General features: G+C 69.8%; 12 protein-coding genes. 6 read left to right on the top strand and 6 right to left on the bottom strand.

Annotated features, from left to right (window positions below):
* Nucleotides 1–499 precede the first annotated feature (499 nt).
* Complete coding sequence (locus tag H293_RS0145000; protein ID WP_020124325.1) at nucleotides 500–1,291, top strand: IclR family transcriptional regulator domain-containing protein; 792 nt, start codon at nucleotides 500–502, stop codon at nucleotides 1,289–1,291.
* A gap of 12 nt (nucleotides 1,292–1,303) precedes the next feature.
* Here H293_RS0145000 and H293_RS0145005 read toward each other — a convergent pair whose 3' ends face one another.
* The 4 genes from H293_RS0145005 to H293_RS0145020 all read right to left on the bottom strand — a co-directional run bounded on the left by H293_RS0145005 (nucleotide 1,304) and on the right by H293_RS0145020 (nucleotide 4,933).
* Complete coding sequence (locus H293_RS0145005; RefSeq protein ID WP_020124326.1) at nucleotides 1,304–2,653, bottom strand: MFS transporter; 1,350 nt, start codon at nucleotides 2,651–2,653, stop codon at nucleotides 1,304–1,306.
* Nucleotides 2,654–2,715: 62 nt separating this feature from the next.
* Entirely contained in the window at nucleotides 2,716–3,621 is a 906-nt protein-coding gene (locus H293_RS0145010) for an amidohydrolase family protein (RefSeq protein ID WP_020124327.1), read from the bottom strand.
* A complete protein-coding gene (locus H293_RS0145015; protein WP_020124328.1) occupies nucleotides 3,612–4,412 on the bottom strand; it encodes an SDR family NAD(P)-dependent oxidoreductase in 801 nt (266 codons plus the stop codon). The genes H293_RS0145010 and H293_RS0145015 overlap by 10 nt, the downstream gene beginning before the upstream one ends.
* A gap of 29 nt (nucleotides 4,413–4,441) precedes the next feature.
* The gene (locus tag H293_RS0145020; protein WP_028808766.1) at nucleotides 4,442–4,933 is read right to left on the bottom strand and encodes a carboxymuconolactone decarboxylase family protein; all 492 of its coding nucleotides are present in this window, start codon (nucleotides 4,931–4,933) and stop codon (nucleotides 4,442–4,444) included.
* Nucleotides 4,934–5,154: 221 nt separating this feature from the next.
* Between H293_RS0145020 and H293_RS0145025 the strand changes: the two genes are divergently transcribed.
* The 5 genes from H293_RS0145025 (at nucleotide 5,155) to H293_RS0145045 (ending at nucleotide 13,008) form a co-directional block, all read left to right on the top strand.
* Nucleotides 5,155–6,624, top strand: coding sequence for an aldehyde dehydrogenase family protein (locus H293_RS0145025; protein WP_020124330.1), 1,470 nt, complete (start codon nucleotides 5,155–5,157; stop codon nucleotides 6,622–6,624).
* A gap of 248 nt (nucleotides 6,625–6,872) precedes the next feature.
* Nucleotides 6,873–7,757 carry an NAD(P)-dependent oxidoreductase gene (locus H293_RS0145030; protein WP_020124331.1) on the top strand — a complete coding sequence of 295 codons (885 nt, stop codon included), beginning with the start codon at nucleotides 6,873–6,875 and terminating at the stop codon, nucleotides 7,755–7,757.
* 363 nt (nucleotides 7,758–8,120) lie between these two features.
* Nucleotides 8,121–11,132, top strand: coding sequence for an FG-GAP-like repeat-containing protein (locus H293_RS0145035; protein WP_158694549.1), 3,012 nt, complete (start codon nucleotides 8,121–8,123; stop codon nucleotides 11,130–11,132).
* Between the two features lie 34 nt (nucleotides 11,133–11,166).
* Nucleotides 11,167–11,748 carry a DUF5958 family protein gene (locus H293_RS59530; protein ID WP_199790271.1) on the top strand — a complete coding sequence of 194 codons (582 nt, stop codon included), beginning with the start codon at nucleotides 11,167–11,169 and terminating at the stop codon, nucleotides 11,746–11,748.
* Between the two features lie 15 nt (nucleotides 11,749–11,763).
* The gene (locus H293_RS0145045; RefSeq protein ID WP_020124334.1) at nucleotides 11,764–13,008 is read left to right on the top strand and encodes a HEAT repeat domain-containing protein; all 1,245 of its coding nucleotides are present in this window, start codon (nucleotides 11,764–11,766) and stop codon (nucleotides 13,006–13,008) included.
* Between the two features lie 104 nt (nucleotides 13,009–13,112).
* Here the strand turns inward: H293_RS0145045 and H293_RS0145050 are convergent, their stop codons facing one another.
* Nucleotides 13,113–17,795 (bottom strand): WD40 repeat domain-containing protein, encoded by a 4,683-nt coding sequence (locus H293_RS0145050; RefSeq protein WP_028808769.1) that lies wholly within the window; start codon nucleotides 17,793–17,795, stop codon nucleotides 13,113–13,115.
* Nucleotides 17,792–18,226: an effector-associated constant component EACC1 gene (locus H293_RS58815; protein WP_020124335.1), complete on the bottom strand. Its 435-nt coding sequence runs from the start codon at nucleotides 18,224–18,226 to the stop codon at nucleotides 17,792–17,794. The genes H293_RS0145050 and H293_RS58815 overlap by 4 nt, the downstream gene beginning before the upstream one ends.
* Nucleotides 18,227–18,454: the final 228 nt, after the last annotated feature.

Raw genomic sequence — 18,454 nt, forward strand, 5'->3', positions numbered from 1 at the left:
GCTAAGAGGTCGTTTTCATCTGCAGATCCTGTTTCATCCCAACAAGTCCCCGTGACGGAGCGGCCCTTGGGAGACTGTAGGGGTTGGCGCGATTGACGGGGTATGAGGGAAGCCCATATTGCCCGCCTCGCCCTAGGAAGCCTGTCTCATTCCAAGGGGAGCTGATATCAGTGATTTCTCCCGCCACCCTGTGCAGGAACCCGACACGTGAGAGGCGCGAGTATCAACCTGTGGCACGTGAAGCGACACAAATTAGCTGAAAACGACCTCTAAGCGATCGTGTGGGTGCCGGGCCTGAAACAACACCGACCGAGGCTGCCTGCGTCCCCGTCTTCTTGTCCTCACGTCTGCGGCACGCATGAGGGGCACCTCCGGCCCAGCCTCGTGGCCTGTCGTCGCGTCGCAGCCGCCTCGGCGTGCTCACACGGTCCATCGATTAGGCTGTTGACCAGCTCAAGTCGCTTCCTGAGGCTGCTGTACGACAGAAGGTGCCCATCGGATGTCAGAAGAACGCGAGACCGCGTCGCCCCATGTCATCACATCCGTCGTGAAGTCGCTGACCTTGCTTCAGGTGTTCTCCGACGACATTCCGCGGGTGACGGTTTCTCGTGCGGCAGAGCTGACCGGCATGACCCGACCGAGCGCCCGGCGGATCCTGCTCACCTTCGTCGACCAGGGGTTCATGTACACCGACGGACGTGAGTACTGGTTGAGCCCCAAGGTGATGCGGCTCGGGTTCGGATACTTGTCGACCTTGCCGTTCTGGGAGACGGCACAACCGCATCTGCGCGAGCTGGCCACCACCCTGCAGGAGTCGTGTTCGCTCGCCACTCTGGACGGCGACGAGGTGGTCTACGTGATTCGGGTTCCCGTCCGGGAAGGACTGCTCGCCCTCAACGTGGGCTCGCGGCTGCCCGCCCACGCCACGTCCCTGGGCAAGGCCCTGCTCGCAACCAGTCGCCCGGAGACCGTCGAGCGGTTCCTGGCGTCCGGGCCGTTTCCCGCGCTCACCGAGAACACCATCACCGAAGCGACCGAGATGGAGGCGGAGTTCGCGAGAATCCGCCGGCGTGGTTACGCGACGGCGAACGGTGAGCGGGAGCTGGGGGTCCGCTCGGCGGCGGCGCCGGTCCTCGGCGCCGACGGCTATTCGGTCGCGGCGATCAACGTCACGGCCAACTCCGTACGGGTGTCCCAGCAGACGCTGGTGGAGAAATACGCACCGGCGGTCGTCAGAACCGCCGGTGCGATCTCGGCGACGCTCGGCTACCGCGCGGATCCCACCCCGTAGCCGACGTCTGGATCAGTCGTGGTGCAGGTCGATGCCCTTGGTCTCACGAAGGGTGAGTGCCGCTACGGTGCTCACCGCCGCACAGAAAATGAAGTAGAACGTGGGCGACAGGTTGTTGCCGGAGACCGTGATCAGCCATGTCGCGATGAACGGTGCCGTGCCGCCGAGCAGCGAGTTCGAGATGTTGTTCCCGAAGGCGATGCCGCTGTAGCGCACCGAGGTCTTCAGCATCTCGGCGAAGGTGGTGAACGCGGATCCGTTGACCAGTGACACGAGGGCCATCAGGACGCACTGTGCGGTGATGGCCGGCCACACCGCCTCCTGGGCCATCAGCGCGAACATCGGGTACGCCGCCACGCCGGAGGCCGCGCTGCCGATCGCGAGGACGGGTTTGCGGCCGAAGCGGTCCGAGAGCATGCCGGAGATCGGCATGCACAGACAGCCGACGACGAGGGCGAGACTGGTGGACAGGAAGGCCGTCCGCGGCGAGTGTCCGCCCACGGTCTGCAGGTAGGTCGCCGCGTACACGCTGGAGAGGTAGTACCCGCCGGTGATCACCGCGCCAAGACAGGCGATTTTGACGATCGTGGTGCCGGATGTGCGGAACAGCTCCTTGATGGGAAGGTCCGCGGTTTCGCCGTTGTCCTGGGTCCGCTGGAACTCGGGGGTGTCCTCAAGCCGGCTCCGGATCCACAGCCCGACGACGCCGATCGGCAGGGACAGCAGAAACGGGAGCCGCCAGGCCCAGTCGGTGATGGTCTCGGCGGAGAACCAGCTGTTCACGGCCAACGCCACGAGAGATGCGAGGATCGAGCCGAGGTAGGTGCCGGTGTTCACCATGGACGTGAACGTGGCTCGGCGGTGCGCCGGGGCCGACTCGGCGACGAAAGCGTTGGCGCCCGAGAGTTCTCCGCCCGCGGCAAACCCTTGCAGGGAGCGGGTGAGGACCAACAGGACTGTGGCCCAGATGCCGAGCGTCACGTGTGTCGGCAGGACGCCGACCAGTGCGGTCGACAGCACCATGAGCAGGATGGTCCACGACAGAGCGCGCTTGCGGCCGTAGCGGTCGCCCATGTGACCGAAGAAGACACCGCCGGGGAGCCGGAGGAAGAACGCCACCGCGAACGTCGCGAAGGTGCCGAGAAGCTCGGCGTTCGGGTCTGAGGAGACGAAGAACAGGGCCCCCAGCATGGTGGCCATATAGCCGTAGATCCCGAAGTCGTAGTACTCGACGACGGTGCCGCAGATCGCGGCGGTCAGGGACTTGGCCGGCTTCTGCCGTACGATCCTCCCCGGCCCCGGCGGGACAGCCGTCCCGGTATCACTGCCTGGGCTCATGACGTTGTTGACGGTCGGCTCCATTGCCATTCCTCTCTGGGGTCCTGAACTGCCGGACGATGCGGCTCGTGATGGTGGGACTTGAATCAGGTGGCGTTCAGGAAGGTCAGGGGATTTTCGACGAGAAGGCGTCTGCGGTCGGCCTCGGTGGGCGCGAACTGCTCGATCAGTTCGGCGCGGTAGGCATCGGAAGGAGTCCATCCGCGGCTCTGCGGGTGGGGAAAGTCGGTGCCCCAGAGCATTCGCCCAGGAGCGTGTGCCGTGAGGGTTCTGGCGACGTCGACGGCATCGGTGAACGGTGGCGGTTCGATGCTCAGCCGGTCGATTCCGCTGAGCTTGACCCAGACGTGGCCGGCGTCGAGCAGCCGTAGCAGCGCGGCGAGACGAGCGTCCGCCGCGCTGGAGGCGAGGTCGAAGCGGGCCATGTGGTCGATCACGACGCGGGCACCGAGCGACGCGATCACGTCCTCGTGGTCGAGTACGCCGGCGCCCATGAGGTGCAGCTCGATGTGCCAGTCGCGGGCTCGCGCGATCGCCGCGAGCCGGTCGAGTTCGGCCGGGGTGGGCACGTCGGCCAGCTCAGGCAGGAAGTGCACCCGCATACCGCGCACGCCGGCCTCGTGCAGTACGTCGAGTTCCGCCTCGGTCACCTCGGGGGTCAGCAGGGCGACACCGCGGTGGCGGCCCTCGCCCTTGCGCAGGGCGTCCAGCAGCACACGGTGGTCCGAGCCGTGCGCCACGGACTGCACGATGAGGGTCCGTTCTATGCCCAGCGCGGCATGCAGTCGTCCCAGGTCCTCGGCGGTCGCGTCCGGCGGAGTGGAGCGGGCGCCCCGCGCATAGGGAAAGCGCGATACCGGCCCGATCACATGGCAGTGCATGTCCCATGCGCCGGGCGGGAGGGCGAGCGTGGGGCGTCGCGGTTCCGGGTCCGGCGGCAGCGACACCTCGTGCGGGCCCAGGTCGACGACGTCATGATCGTTCAGTCGCATCGGGCGCTCATCCCTCCGTCCACCACGATCTCCGTGGCGGTGACGAACCGGGACTCGTCGGAAGCCAGGAACAGCGCCGCGTAGGCGGTGTCCCGGCCGTCCCCGGCCCAGGGCAGCGGGATGCGCGCCGCGCGCTCGGCGAGCAGTCGCGTGACGTCCCCGCCGGCCCGCTGGGCTGCGAGCCGGGACTCGACGAGCGGGGTGTGCAGCTGTCCGGGGATCACCGTGTTGCAGCGGATGCCGTGCGCCGCGTACTGCACCGCCGTCACACGAGTGAAGGAGATCACGCCTGCTTTGGCCGAGGCGTAGGCGACCTGGGGGGAGCCCGTGTACCGGATCCCGGAGGTCGAGGCGTAGTTGACGATCGAGCCGGAGCCCTGCTCGGTCATCACGGGGAGTACCGCCCGACAGGTGCGGTAGACACTGCCGAGGTTGAAGTCGAGTTGTTGCTGCCATTCCTCGGGCGGGAGCTCGGCCGCCCCGCCCTTGCGCGACCCGCCCACCACGTTGACCAGCACATCGACGCGGCCGTAGGTACGTACCGCGGTGTCCACCACAGCCTGCACGGATACGGCGTCGAGTGCGTCGCACACGATCGGCAGCACCGTGCCGCCCGACTCCTTGATCCGCTGCTCGGTGGTGCCCAGTGCCGTGGCGTCGATGTCCGCCGCCACCACGCGTGCGCCCTCCCGGGCGAACAGCGACGCACACGAACTGCCGTTGCCCAGACCCGTGGCCTCTCCGCCGGCGCCGAAGACGATCGCCACCTTGTCGTGGAGACGTCCGCTCATACCCTGCTCCTGTCTTTCCGTCTTGCCAGTCATGCGATCGCCATCGCGTTGAGGAACCGCGAGACCATGTTGTAAGCGCTGACGGTCAGCGCGAGTTCCACGACGCCCCGGTCTCCCAGCCGGGCGCGGACCTGCTCGAACATGTCATTGGGAACGCGGCAGTCCCGCGTCAGCGCTTCAGTGAACTCCACCGCCGCCGTCTGCAGCGCGGTCAACGGGGTGGCGCCGACGGGTTCGCGCAGCCACTCCACCTGCTCGACGGTGAGTCCCTCGACGAGCGCGAGGGGCGCATGAGCACGCCACTCGTACGGTGCGTCGTTGATCCGCGCCACGACGAGGATGGCCAGCTCGCGCAGATCGCCGGGCAGCGTCGATCGCTCGCGCACCGCGCCGAGCAGTTCGTTCCAGCCCAGGGCGATCTGCGGGGAGTACAGCAGGGCCTGGTCCAGCGCTCGCAGGTCGCCACCGCGCCGTGCGCGGATCCGGTCCGCGATCTCCCCATCGGCCATCGGCTCTGCCATCCGCGTCACTACAACCGCTCCATCCGTCAGGGTTCGTGCTGGTACGGCATGGTTCCGCCCACGCTTGACACGACGATGCTGACAGGCAACAGTATGTACGTCAAGCGTACGTCTGTACGCAATGCGTACAACGTAAAGTCGCTGTGAGTCCGCTGCGAGCGACGGGCCCGCGGCACCGAGAAGGACGCGAGACCCGGTCTCGACGATCCGGAAAGGTCGACATGTCGGTCGACACCTCGTCCACCCGCAAACATCTCGACCGCTACCCGGCCCCATACCTGGCCATCGCGGGGCAGCGGCGCACCGGCGGGGGCCGCGAGACGTTCTCCGTGGTCAATCCGACCACCGGCGCCACGCTGGGCGCGCTGCCTCTGGCGACGGCGACGGACCTGGAGGACGCTCTCGCAGCCACCCGTGAAGCGTTCGAGACCTGGTCGGCCCTGAGTGTGTACGCACGTCGAGAGGTGCTGCACTCCGCTGCCCGGTGGCTGCGTGAGAACAAGGACGAGGGTGCCACCCGCATCGCGCTGGAGCTGGGCAAGCCGTTCGGTGAAGCGCTCACCGAGGTGAACCTGTCCGCGTCGCTGCTCGAATGGGCCGCCGACGAGGCACTGCGCGCCTACGGCCGGATCATCCCGGGTCGCCGGCCCGGCCTGCACCTGGAGGCGCGGCTCAGGCCGGTCGGCCCGGTGTACGCGGTATCCAGCTGGAACGCTCCGCTGAACACGCCGTCCCGCAAGGTGTCCGGAGCCCTGGCGGCGGGGTGCAGCCTCGTCCTCAAACTCTCGGAGCAGGCGCCTTCGACGGGCTTGTTCCTGCTGGAAGCGCTGGACGCCGCGGGCGCACCCGCCGGGTTGGTGCAGATGGTGTCCGGCCACGGTCCCGACATCAGCGACGTGCTGATCCCCAGCGACGAAATCCGGATGATCACCGTGACCGGCTCGGTCGGGCTCGGCCGCACACTCGCCGCGCAGGCGGCCGGACACCTCAAGCCGCAGATCCTGGAACTCGGTGGGCATGCCCCGGTGGTCGTGCACAGGGACACGGACGTGGCGAAGGTCGCGCGCGGCGCGGCTCGTGCCAAGTTTCGCAATGTGGGCCAGACCTGCATCTCTCCGACCCGGTTCCTCGTACACCAGGACATCCACGACCGCTTTGTCGCCGAGTTCGTCGCGGAAACCTCTCGGATGACCGTCGGAGATCCTTTCGCGGACGGGACCGCCATCGGCCCGATGCAGAACGAGAAGCAGTGCGCGCACATCGAGGGGCTGATCGCGGACGCCGTCGAGCGCGGCGCCCACCTGGCCGCCGGAGGCGAGCGGCTCCAGGACGGGAGCCTGTTCCTCGCACCCACCGTCCTCACCGGGGTCCCCGCGGATGCCCGCGTCCGGTCCGTCGAGCCGTTCGGCCCGCTCGCCACAGTGGAGTCGTACACGGCCCTTGAGGAAGCCGTGGCAGTGGCCAACTCCGTCAGTGTCGGCCTGGCCGCCTACGCTTTCACCGCGTCCGGCCCGACGGCCGAGTACCTCGCCACCCACCTCCGGGCGGGCAACATCGTGCTGAACAACTGGAATGCCTCGTTCCCCGAGACGCCGTTCGGCGGGGTCCATGACTCCGGCTACGGGCGCGAGGGCGGCGTCGAGGGCGTGCGGGACTTCATGACGACCGTATTCGTCAGCAACGAGTACTGACGGCGACGAGCAGCAACGGCATCCCCGTACCGCGTCGCTTCGCATCGCGGCGATGTCCGTTCGACCCAGGGCGTGTGAAGTCCCGTCCGCATCCGGGCGCAGGCTCTCACGACGACCGGGCGCAGAGCGGCGGGTGCTCCCTGCGGTTCGCGACGGCACCTTTCAGCAGCCGCAGCCTCCCGGGGGCGCCCCCGACAGGACACATCGAGACCCCCGTCCCAGTGATGTACCGAGAGAAGGACTGAATCATGAGTGAAGTGACCATCGGCGTCTGCGGCTTGGGCAACATGGGCCTGCAGGTCGCACGGCGTGCCGCCACCGTACGGCCCGGCCCCTGCTTCGACGTCAGCGAGGCGGCGCGGGCGAACGCCGCGGCGGAGGGCCTGCAGCCGACCGCGGAGCTGTCCGACCTGTCCGGCTGCGACGTCGTCGTGCTCTGCCTGCCGCGCTCCGACATCTCCCTCGACATGGCGCGCCGGCTCGCCGAGCTGCTGGAGAAGGGTTCCGTCGTCATCGAGACGAGCACCGTGAGCCCTAACGACATCGCCGCGATGGAGGCGTACCTGGAGCCCAAGGGAATCCGGGTGATCGACGCGGCGATCATCTCAGGCGTCCCCGCCATGGCCGCCGGTACGTCGACGATGCTCGTCGGCGCCGACGAGCATTCCGCGGGCGAGCTGGTCGTGCAGATCATCGACGCGCTCGGCGCCAAGGTGACCTGGCTCGGTCGCCCCCGGGCCGCCATGGCCATGAAGGTCATCCACAATGCCGTCGCACACGCGACCATGGTGACGCTTTCTGAGGCGCGGGCCATGGGCCTGCCCTACGGCATCACCGAGGAGATGCTGGTCGAGATGCTCCGCGGCGAAGAGGCGGGCCTGCTCCGACCGCTGCTCCACCGCATCGGCGAGCGTGTCCCCGCCCGCGACTACGCCGGCGGCATGTCGCTGGAAGCGGCGCGCAAAGACTCGTTGCTGGCCCTGGCGATGGCAGCCGAGTGGCGCGTCCCGCTCTACTCGATCGGCGCGACCCACACCGCCTTCGAGAACGCCGTCGGCCGGTTCAGCGGACGTGACGACTACGCGGTGATCGCCGAGCTGTGGACACGGCCGGAGGACGGCGAGCGGGACTGAGAAGTACACCGACGCCCGCGACGCGGCGGTGATCGCGGACGTCGCACGGACCGTGCCGCACACCCTGCGCTCGCTGGGGCGTGATGTTCGCCCCAGACCGGTCGTGGACGCCTGCACGGCCCATCGCACGAGTGCGTTGGCAATACGTGTCCTGCCTCGCCGTGCGGGAGTCTTCGCGGCTTGTACACGCGGACGGCCGCGCCATCCGCACACGGGCCGGCCAACCGGCTCGGCGAGGTCATCCGTCTTGGACAACTGCTAGTATTCGCCCGCTTGTTCGGGGGGATGGGGCCCTCCGTCAGGGAGGGTAAGCAAGTGACTCGTCGTACCTTCATGCGTGGCTCCCTTGCCACGATCATCGGTTTGGCGCTCTCTGTGTCCGCCGTGCCGCTGGTGGCGCCGGCGCACGCGGAGACCGCAACGGAGATCATCGTTCCGGCCACCATGCGCACGACTCCGCGCACGGCGTATCTGCAGAGCGCGGGGGCTTCCGGCTTCCTCGAGTACCGCTCCACCGCCGAGGGTTCCGGCCTTTGGTGGACCAGCTACGACGGCAGCCGGAAGCCGGTGGAGGGTGGCGAGGGACTCGAACCGCGCACCGCGGGTTCGTACGGCACCGGTTCGGACGTCGTCGCCCTTCGCCCGACCCAGAGCAGTGGTGGGCAGGTCCTGCTCCGGGACATGGGAACCGGTACGACGGAGACCGTGGCCATCCCAGCAGGCCAGAGCTATCTGCAGACGTACGGACGTACTGTCCTGACCAGCACGTCGACCGGTGGGGAACGGACTCAGCTGTTCCTGCTGCACAACGAGAACGGCAGCACGGTGCAGAAGCCCGTGACCGGATTCCCGGACGGGACGGTCTTCCCCTTCTTTCCCAGGGGTTCCGCCTCCGGCATCCTCGTCAACTACAACGGCCCGGACCATGTCCTCCATTACGCCTGGGTGGATGCCGAGACCGGTGCGGCCACGATCTTGCCTCCACTGGTGGCGAGCTCGGACACCGTGGTCGGATCCGACTATCTGGTCAGCTGGTACGGCACGTCCCGGGTGCGGGTGTATGCCAAGGGTGCCTACGACTCGCCCACTCACGAGGTTGCGTTCCCCCGCACCTCTGAGAACACAATCCTCGGCGTCGTCGGTGACGCGCTCGTCGTCGCACGCAGCGGCTCCTCCGGCTGGAGTGTGTCAGCACTGCCCTTCGACGGCTCCCCGGAGCTGCCCCTGTTCAAGCGGGCGGATCCCGCTACCGTCATGACCCCCGACGGCGGCCTGGTCCTCGCCGGCGGGGAGTCCTCTCTGGACTACGGCATCGCCAAGGTCCAGGCGGGGGCCGACGGTCTGCCCCGGGTCCACCGGATCGTGGACCTTCCGGCCGTGCCCATGGGGATCGAATCACTCGACCTGAGGGGCGGTGAGCTGATGACCTACGAGTCCGGCGACGGGGCGACGCACTTGTACAGCCGCTCGCTGGCCACGGCGGAGGCGCTGACGGCGGGCACGCGCACGGACCGGGGAGCGACCCGGAGGTGTGGGGTCATGGCCGGGGACTACGGGAGCTGTCCCGACCTGATGGGTACGGGTGACGGCCGGGCGGTCATCCGGAACACGGCCGGGGAGATCTCCGTCCTGGACCGGGGTCAGTCCCTTCCCGGCACCGTGGTGACCTCCGGCCTCCAGGACCACCATGGCCTCGCGGACGTCGAGGGCCGGTATGCGGCCTGGCATGGGCCCTCGCCCGCGGGAGACGGCCTGGTGGTGGCGGATCTGGACACACGGAAGGTCGTGCTCACCCGTACGGGCGCAGCCGGTGCGGTCCCCTCCGCCCTGTGGGGGGAAACACTGTGGACGGCGGCCGGGGACGGCAGTGTCACGGCCACGGAGGTGCGTTCGGGCGACCCGATCACGTCGTTCCGGGTGGTCGGCAGCGGCTGCGCGCCGGGCAACTTCCAGGCGGTGGGACGCTGGGTGTACTGGTCCGGCTCGTGCGATCTTCCCCAGGGCAGCGTGCAGAAGGCCTTCGTGTACGACACCCGCAGGAAGACGCTCATCGCCGTGCCCACCGGCGGAGAGGCGCACCTGGGCGACGGCTTCCTGGTCACGCGTGACTCCACATCCGGAGCGCTGATCCTCACGGACGTCACGAGCGGCTCCGCGGTGAGCCGAACCCTGGCGGCCAAGGCCGGAAGGTGGGACGTCGATCCGTACACCGGCCTGGTCGGCTACGTGGACCCGGCCTCCCAGGACATCCACGTCCTACGGAGCGGCGTCTCCGCCACGGACATCGCGCTCCTGGGGGCGAGGACGGAACCCGCGGTCAGCCTGGTGGAGTCGTCGTCCTCGTGGGACGGCACGTGGTGGCTCTCGAAGCCGGCCGCGTCGTGGACGCTGGCGCTCAGGAACAAGGCGACCGGGGCCACTGTGCGCACGCTGTCCGATGGCGCCGCGCACGACGCGATCCATACGTCCTGGAACGGCAGGACGTCGGACGGCGCGTATGTGCCGAACGGCACGTACAGCTGGACGCTGACGGTGGCCCCGGCTGACAAGCAGGGTGCGCCGGCGACGGCGTCCGGCTCACTGAAGCTGACCGGTGGCGCCGCGGTGAGACGCGACCATGTCGGGTCCGACGGCATCGGTGACCTCCTCACCCTCAACTCCTCCGGCGCACTCACGTTCCAGCAGGGCACCGGCAAGGGCACGTTCTCCGACAAGGTGAGCGGCAGCGGCTGGCCGACCTCCATCAAAGCGGTGCCGTTCGGGGACCTCAGCGGGGACCGCTGCAACGACGTCCTGGTGCGGCTGAGCAGCGGCGCCCTGCGCGCCTACAAGCCGGGGTGCGGTGCGGCGGTGAAGCCGTCGACGCCGTACACCTCGCTGGGCACGTCCGGCTGGAACCAGTACGACGTGCTGACCGCGCCCGGTGACGTGAACAGGGACGGGCGCCCCGACCTGATCGCGCGGAACTCCTCAACCGGGACCGTCTACCTCTACAAGGGCACCAGCAGCGGCACGCTGTCGGCCCGGGTGAAGCTCTACGACAACTGGAAGACGTACAAGAAGATCGTGGGCGCCGGGGACCTGAACGGCGACGGCATCGGCGACCTGCTCGCCCAGGACACGGCGAACAACCTGTACCGGTACTACGGCACCGGCAACGGCACCTTCGGCGCCCGCACGAAGCTCTTCTCCAACTGGGGCGGCTCCTACAACGTGATCGTCGGCGTCAGTGACATCACCGGCGACGGGAAGGCCGACCTCATCTCGCGAGACAGCGCCGGCAACGTCTGGCGCAACAACGGCGAAGGCAAGGGGTCGTTCGGGGCGCGCACGAAGATCGCCACCGGCTGGCAGGGCTACAAGGGCCTCTACTAGCTAGTACCCAGGCGTATAGCGGAGGTGGGGCAGGATGAACGGACGCGTGGTCATCCTGAACGAGTTGGCGCAAGGCATCCGTCCGCTCGCCGCGGGCGTCGGCTGGTTCGAGGAACTCACCGACACTGAGCAGTTCGAAGTTGTACGCGACCTGGCAGGGTTCTGTCTTCAGGCCCGTGCAACGAGCGAGGATGGGCCGGAGAGCATCCGCAGGGCTGGCATCCGACCCACCCACACCCCAGCCGTGCTGGTCATGCGTGGGCGCCTCACCGAACAACTGGCAAAGATCATCAACCTCCCGCCGGACGAACGGGTCAAGGCATTCCGGCTGCTGGTCGCACTTCTTGGCGTCGCTGATGATCGGCGACGGCGGCGCTTCTGTGCTCCTGACGATCGTGCGTGGCCGCTGGCCACACACGCGTGGAGCTGCCATGCGGGGCGCGCCAGTAGGGCGGGCGGAGCAGCGCAAGACTGTCTTGACCACGGGGCTGAAGGAGACGGCTGGTCTGCGGGTTCGGTGTCAGTGCTGCCTGCGAGCATACGGATCATGAAGCGATCCGACGATCTCCTGGCAGGGCTGGACGACATCGAGTGGGCAGCCTTGGAACACGCCTAAGGCAGCGCCGAGGACATGCCTGGCCAGCTGCGGGCGGTGTGCGGACCGGATGAGGAGGCCCGGGAGAGCGCCTTCCGCAGCCTGTTCGGCAACATCTTCCACCAGGGCACCCGGTACTCGGCCTCTCCGTACGCCGTGCCGTTCCTCACCCGGATCGCCGTCGCAGGCCCGGCCGACGCCCGGGCCGACGCCCTGCTACTGCTGACCCGTCTGGCCGTCGATTGGCACGACGAGTACGACCTCCCGCTCGGCATCGACACCGCCGCCTGGCGCGCCGCGGCCATCAGCCCCGAAGAGACCTTGAGCTGGTACGACGAGCAGATCGCCGCCGAGACCGACGAGGAGCGGCTGAAGAAGCTGCGCGAGGGACGGGCGTACTGCGCGGCAGGGCACCCCGTCGACGCCCGCGAGGGCGCACTGCGCTCCTACGACGCGGTCCGCACCCAACTCCCCGCACTGCTCGAACTGCTCGACGACCCAGCCCCGGAGATCCGCACCGAGACCGCCTACCTCCTGGGCTGGTTCCCGGAGGAGGCCGACGCCACCCTGCCCTCGTTGCTGGCCTGCCTCGACGGCGAGCGGGACCCCGTCTGTATCGCCACGGTTCTCGTCGCGGTCGGGCTGCTCGCCGACTACGACCCGGACGGCCGACTCCGGCACCACCTCGACCACGAGCACCCCTTGCCGCGCTGGGCCGCCGCCACCGCCCTGACCCGCATACGGGTCGTCAACCCTGCCGCCGCGCCCGGCCTGTCGCCGGCGGAGCGCATCGCCGCCGAACTGGCGGCCTTCGGCGCCGGGCCGGCCCCCGAGTCCGTCACCGCCCACCACGCCGGCGACCTGCACAGCTACACCGTCCGCAGCCTGCTGCAACTGATGGGCGTCGCCGAGGACCCGGACGGAGTCCTTCTGGACATCGTCCGCGTCCTGCCCCGTATCGAGAAGACCGGAGTCGTGCCCCACCCGCTGGCGGCCCGCGCCGCGAACCTGCTGGAAGTCCTGTTCGACCCCGCGGACACCGCAAGGGCGTTCACCGAACTCTCCCCCGGACGCCGGGAGTTGCTGAGGGTCCTGGCCGAGCTGCTGACCGCCGCGGACTTCCAGCCCGTGCCGTTCGGTTCCGAGCTCCACGAGCGGTTCACCCAGTACGGCCTCCCCGGCACCCGCCCCGCCCTACGCGCCTACGTCGGCCTATCCACCGAGGGCGAGGACCCTGCAGCTCCGCTCCCCGACGCCTGGGAACCCTTCCGCAACCACTGAGCTTGTCCGCCCGTTCTGGCGCGAACCCAGGCCACCTCCCTGCCTGGGCGAATCTCCGCGCAGCCCAACCGCGCCAACATCGCATAGATGACACGAACCTCCGCTCAATCCCCGGGGCAGGTCCGCTCCCGCGGCAGGCCGTCCGCGTACCGGGCCCATTCCGCGTCGGTGAGCCCCTGTCCCGTCACAGTGCAAGCCGCCCTGATCGGGTCGTCAACCACGGCCACGGCGGGCCGTATGTCCCAGCGAACGAGCTGCGCAGGGCGCACCTTCTCTGCTGCCCCGGACGATTCGGTCTCGGTCGTCGCGTCACCTGCGGTGATCAGCCTGCGCCGGTCGGGGGTGAAGAGAATGACTTCCCCCATCGTGACCAAGTCGCCCATCACCGAGGCAAGGGGGAGCGGGCGGGCGGCGTCAGTGATGTCCCACAGTAGGGTTCTGCCACTCTCGCCCGACGTGGACGCGGCGAGCATCGTGCCGGTGGAGTCGAAGGCGACGGCGGCGGCCTTGCCGATGTTCCCGCTGACCGAGCCCAGCGGCCGGGGCTGCGCCGTCGTACGCGTCGACCCGGTGATGCCGTATAACGTGATCTGGCCGCTCGCGTCCGCCAGCGCGAGGCGGCGGCCGTCAGGGCTGAACTCCACTGTCACGCCGGGTACTTCGCGGGCGCCGAGGGCGACGAGGCGCCGGGGGCGCGAGGGGCTGCTGATGTCCCACAGCGACGTGCCCTGCTTTTCCGTCGCCACGGCCAGAGTGGGGCCGACGGGGCTGAACGTCATGGCGTTGACCTGGCTGAGGGGAAGCCGGGCCAGCCGGCGCAGAGCACCGCGACGGCCGACGTCCCAGAGCTCCATCTCCTCGTAGGGGCCCTCGAAGTCGTCGCTCGCCACCGCCAGCGCGCGGCCGTCGCCACTGAACGCGAGGGTGAGGACGGCGCCCTTGACCGTGGTGGTGTCCAGCAGGCGCGGGTCATCGGGAGCGGTGATGTCCCAGAGCCGGATGGTTCCCGTCGGGGAGCCGGTGGCCAGCAGGCGTCCGTCGCGGCTGAACGCGGCCGTGTTGACGTCCCCGGTGTCGAGGGACGACAACCGCCTGGGGGCCGTAGGCCGTGTCGCGTCCCAGAGCTCGGACGGCAGCATCGGACCGTCCAGGTCGTTCTCGTCGTACGCCTGTCTGAGTGTCAGCAGGTCACGGTCGGGGGTGAACGCCGCGGCCGGTACTCGGATGTCCGGGGCGGACGTCGAGGCCTCCCGGCGCGGAGCGAGGCTGTCCGCGAGCTCCCACACTGCGGCCCGGCCGTCGTCGGAGGCCGTGGCGATCGTACGGCCGTCCGGTGCGAACGCGACCGACGTGACAGCGTCCCTGTGATCGGTGAAGCGGGTCAGGAGGCGGGGGTAGAACGGCTCGTGGACGTCCCACAGCTGGGCCGTTCCGTCGCTGCCGACCGTCGCGATCCGCCGGCCGTCCCGGCTGAAGGCCACGCCTCGTACGGGACCGGCGTGCTCGGAAAGCGTGGCCAAGGGCTGCTGGTCCTGGGTGTCGACAAGTTGCGCGATGCTCCACAGGCCCACACCGTTGTCGCTGGTGGCGGCCGCGAGGGTGTCTCCGTTGGCGGCGACCGCCACCGAGAACACCTCGGTCTGCGCGCTCCCGCGGATCGGTACGAAGCCCACGTCGACGGGGTGCGAGCGGTCGGTGAGGGACCAGATCGTCGGCGCCGGGCCCGCGCCGTCCACCACGGCGGTGCGGCCGTCCGGGCTGAACGCCACCCCGTGGACCGGGCCGCTGCTGCCGCCTTTCAGCACACTCAGTCGGCGCGGCGACTCCGGCTTCGTCACGTCCCACAGCACCGCGTCGGTCCCCGCCCCACCGGTGAGCAGCGAGCGACGGTCCGGGCTGAAGGCGACGGCTTCCACTCCGCGGGTGAGTCCCCGGAGTTCGGCGACGCGGCGTGGACGGGCGGGATCGGCCACGTCCCACAGGGTGACGGTGCGGTCCTGGCTTCCGACGGCGAGGGTGCGTCCGTCGGGACTGAAGCCCACGGCTGTCAGCGGGGCCTTCTGCCGTGGCAGTCTGGCGATCCGATGCGGGTGGGCCCGGTCGGCCGGGGCCCCGGCTTCGAGCGTCCCGGGCGCGTTCCACAGGATGACCGTGCGATCGGTGCTCGCCGTGGCCAGGACGCGTCCGTCCGGCCGGTACGCGATCGATTCGACGGGGCCCGTGTGGTCAGTGAGGAATGTGACGCGATGGCGCTCCACGAGCGTGGAGACCAGCCCGGTCCGGCCCTCGGCGGTGGGGAATAGCCGCTGGCCGGCCGCGCCGAACCGCAGGGCGTCGTCCGCCTGTGTGTCGCGCAGGGCGTCCGCGTGCAGGACGAGACTGCGGGCGACCGATCTGCGCTGCTGGTCCTCGGCACGTTCACGCTGCTCCGTCGCGCTGTTCCACAGAGCGGCGAACGTGCCGGAAGCGGCCAGCAGTACGCAGAGCACGACGCTGAGGTACCTGCGCGCTCGTCGCCTCTTCCGGTGGCCTGCCGACACGCTTGCTTCGAGGAACGCGCGGGTGGTGGTGTCGAGGGGGATGGCGGGAGGGGGGGCGGAGGTCAGCCACGGCCGGACGCCGACCAGCCGGTCTCCCGTGTACAGGTAGGCTGCGCCGCGTCCATGGCGCAGCCAGAGGGCGGCGTCCTCGGTGAGCTGTTGGTGGACGGGGAGTTCGTGCTGCGCGTCCCGGATCCATGTGTTCAGTCGCGGCCAGGTGTGCAGCAGGGCGTCGTGGGAGATCTGTACGCTGCCGCGGTCCACGGTGACCAGGCGTGCGCGGACCAGACGGTCCAGGACCCGGCCATCGGGGGCGGACCGGCGCGGCGGCACGTCTGCCCCGGATCCCGCTGCGCGTACCGCGTCGCTTCCGTCGCTGTCCCGCTGTCCCGGCGTGCGCCCGGGTGGCTCCTGCGCCGTGCCGCCCACGTCGGTGGTGCGCAGCGGACGCCGTACCACCTCGCCGCCGCTGGTGATCTGCACCATCCGCAAGAGCAGGGGGCGCAGCGCCGCCCGCTCCGGTTCGTCCAGGTCGGTGTACAACCGTTCCGTGGCCGTGGCCACGGACTGCCAGATGCCGCCGGTGGACTGATAGCCGGCGAGGGTGAGGACGGCGCCGTCCCGGGCAAGCCAGGTCTCGCGCAGGGCGTGGGCCAGGAAGGGAAGGGCCGTGTCGGGAGCCGTCTCCGGTGACAGCGCGGCGTGTCCCCTGCTTGTGGTGTCCCGCTCCCGGAGGTCGTGCAGGAGCCGTTGGACCAGGCCGGTCTCCAGGGTGAGGCCCACACGACGGGCAGGCTCTTCGATCGCCGTGCGCAGGGACTCCGTGGACATGGGGGTGAGGGAGATCTGCCCGCGGGCGAGGGCCTGGGCGAGCGGAGCCTCGGCGAGACAGCTGCCGTAGTGATCGGCGCGGACGCCGACGACGACACGGGGACGGCGCAGTCTGAGGGCCCTCTCGGATTCCGGGGCCGGGCCGCAGAGCAGGCGGATGAACTGTCGGCGTTCCCCGGGATCGGCGGCTCGGGCGAAGATCTCCTCGAACTGGTCGACGACGAGGAGCCCGCACGGCGGCCGGTCGTCCCGAGGCGGGGGAAAACACCCCTCGGTGAGGTCGGCGAGCACGTCGTCGAAGGGACGGTCGACGGCCTCCGACCACAGCCGCGCCAACGCCTGAAGTGGCTTCGCTCCCGGTGCGGGGAGCAGCAGGACGGGCCAGGGTGCGGAGGGGGTGGTGCCGGCTTCGTGCCGCAGCTGCAACTCGGCCAGCAGGCCGGCCCGCAGGAGGGAGGACTTCCCGACACCCGACGGCCCCACCAGGACCACGGGATCGGTGGGGCGGGCCCGGCACACCCGTGTCACCAGGTCCGCGACCACGTCGTCGCGGCCGGTGAAGTGCATGTGGTCCTCGGCCGCGAAGGGTTTCATACCGGGATAGGGACACGGCACGTCTGCGGGCGCTGTCCGCAGGGGCTCGGCGGCTGTGGGATAGGCGCGGTTCGCGGCGACGACGAGGCGGCCGAGCGTGCCCTCGCTCCACTGGCGGGGGGTCACCGGCCCGTCGGCGAAGGACCGTACGAGGGCGTCGTGCAGGTCGTCGAGGGTCAGCACGCGCGGCCCGCCGGGATCGCCGTCGCGCAGCAGGCCCAGCAGCCGGCCGCTGAACAGGGTGTGCCGTGCGCCCAGAGGCGCGAAGGACACGGCGAAGTGGGAAGCGGAGGTCAGGAGGAAGCTGCCGTCGGGCCGGGCCGAGGCGAAGGGGTCCGCGGTGCGCCGACCCCGTGGCGCACCGGCACGGCCGGAGAAGCAGCAGTCGAGGATGACGGCGCTGCCGCCGACCGCTCTGCCCAGCAGGTCCTGGACGGTGCGGTAGGGCACGGCATGGGAGATGCTCTCCGCGTGGCGGCTGCCGTGCGTGGCCAGGTGGAGATCGTCCTTGGGGCCGAGCAGGCCATGGCCGACGTAGTAGAAGAGGACGGGGCCGTCGGCTTGTTCGACGGTGTTCTCCAGCACCGTCACGACATCCGGCGGCGAAGCGTCGGCGGGCAGCCGGAGGATGTGCTCCGCTGTCATCCGGCAGGCGTCCGCCAGGAGGGACTGGAGGTCGTCGAGCGTCGTGTCGACTCCGGGCAGTCCGGGCAGCAGGGAGCCTTCGACGTGGTGCCCGGTGCCGACCAGTACGGCGTACGCGCCCGGCGAAGCGAGGCCGAGCCCCCGCAGCTCCCTGTCCTCGGGCCGATCCGCGGTCACTCGGGAGGCCGGGGGGCCGGGCCGGAGATGCCGGTCGGCTCCTCCGCTGGCGGCGGGGACATCAGGTCGGCGGTCAACCGCCGTGCCAGCTCCGCGGTCTGAGCGGCGTCCATGGCCTTGACGTGCGTGGAGACGATGGTGACCTCCCGGCCGTCGGCCTGCCGGACGGTGATCGTCTGGCTGCCCCTGCGGGTCTGGGCCCAGGCCACCACCGCGCCGGCGAACGCCGCCGCCACGCCGCCGGGTGCGAGGAGCGCGAGCAGGGCGTCGGTGGCCACTCCCATCTCCCCCGGAGGGGGCGTCGCAGCCGTCTGCCGACGGGTCCGGCCGCGCAACTCGGGCTGCTCGTCCAGCCATTGCCGCAGCAGCTCGCACGGGTCCGCTCCGTCGCGCCGGGCATTGTCGTCCCGCACGGTGATGGTGATCCGCATACGCCCCCCGTACCTGTGACCAGCCGCATACACATCGTAGCCAGCGGGTTCAGGGAGGGGAGGAATGTTGCACAAACGGGGGCCCTTCCCGCAGATCAGGTGGTGTTTACTGCCGGTCTTTCCGCGGTTGACCGGTGACGGGGCGAGCGCCTCGCCCTCCTTTTCGCGCGAACGTGGGAGGCGTCCACGCAGGCCCGCGTCCAGTCCAGGGCGTCGGCCGTGTGCAGT

The sequence above is a fragment of the Streptomyces canus 299MFChir4.1 genome, from assembly GCF_000383615.1.
Lineage (GTDB): Bacteria > Actinomycetota > Actinomycetes > Streptomycetales > Streptomycetaceae > Streptomyces > Streptomyces canus_C.

Excerpts from the sequence above, each read along its gene's own strand:
- H293_RS0145020 (WP_028808766.1), bottom strand. The coding sequence starts at position 4,933 with ATGGCAGAGCCGATGGCCGATGGGGAGATCGCGGACCGGATCCGCGCA.
- H293_RS0145000 (WP_020124325.1), top strand. The coding sequence starts at position 500 with ATGTCAGAAGAACGCGAGACCGCGTCGCCCCATGTCATCACATCCGTC.
- H293_RS0145030 (WP_020124331.1), top strand. The coding sequence starts at position 6,873 with ATGAGTGAAGTGACCATCGGCGTCTGCGGCTTGGGCAACATGGGCCTG.
- H293_RS0145025 (WP_020124330.1), top strand. The coding sequence starts at position 5,155 with ATGTCGGTCGACACCTCGTCCACCCGCAAACATCTCGACCGCTACCCG.
- H293_RS58815 (WP_020124335.1), bottom strand. The coding sequence starts at position 18,226 with ATGCGGATCACCATCACCGTGCGGGACGACAATGCCCGGCGCGACGGA.
- H293_RS0145005 (WP_020124326.1), bottom strand. The coding sequence starts at position 2,653 with ATGGAGCCGACCGTCAACAACGTCATGAGCCCAGGCAGTGATACCGGG.
- H293_RS0145010 (WP_020124327.1), bottom strand. The coding sequence starts at position 3,621 with ATGCGACTGAACGATCATGACGTCGTCGACCTGGGCCCGCACGAGGTG.
- H293_RS0145045 (WP_020124334.1), top strand. The coding sequence starts at position 11,764 with ATGCCTGGCCAGCTGCGGGCGGTGTGCGGACCGGATGAGGAGGCCCGG.
- H293_RS59530 (WP_199790271.1), top strand. The coding sequence starts at position 11,167 with ATGAACGGACGCGTGGTCATCCTGAACGAGTTGGCGCAAGGCATCCGT.
- H293_RS0145015 (WP_020124328.1), bottom strand. The coding sequence starts at position 4,412 with ATGAGCGGACGTCTCCACGACAAGGTGGCGATCGTCTTCGGCGCCGGC.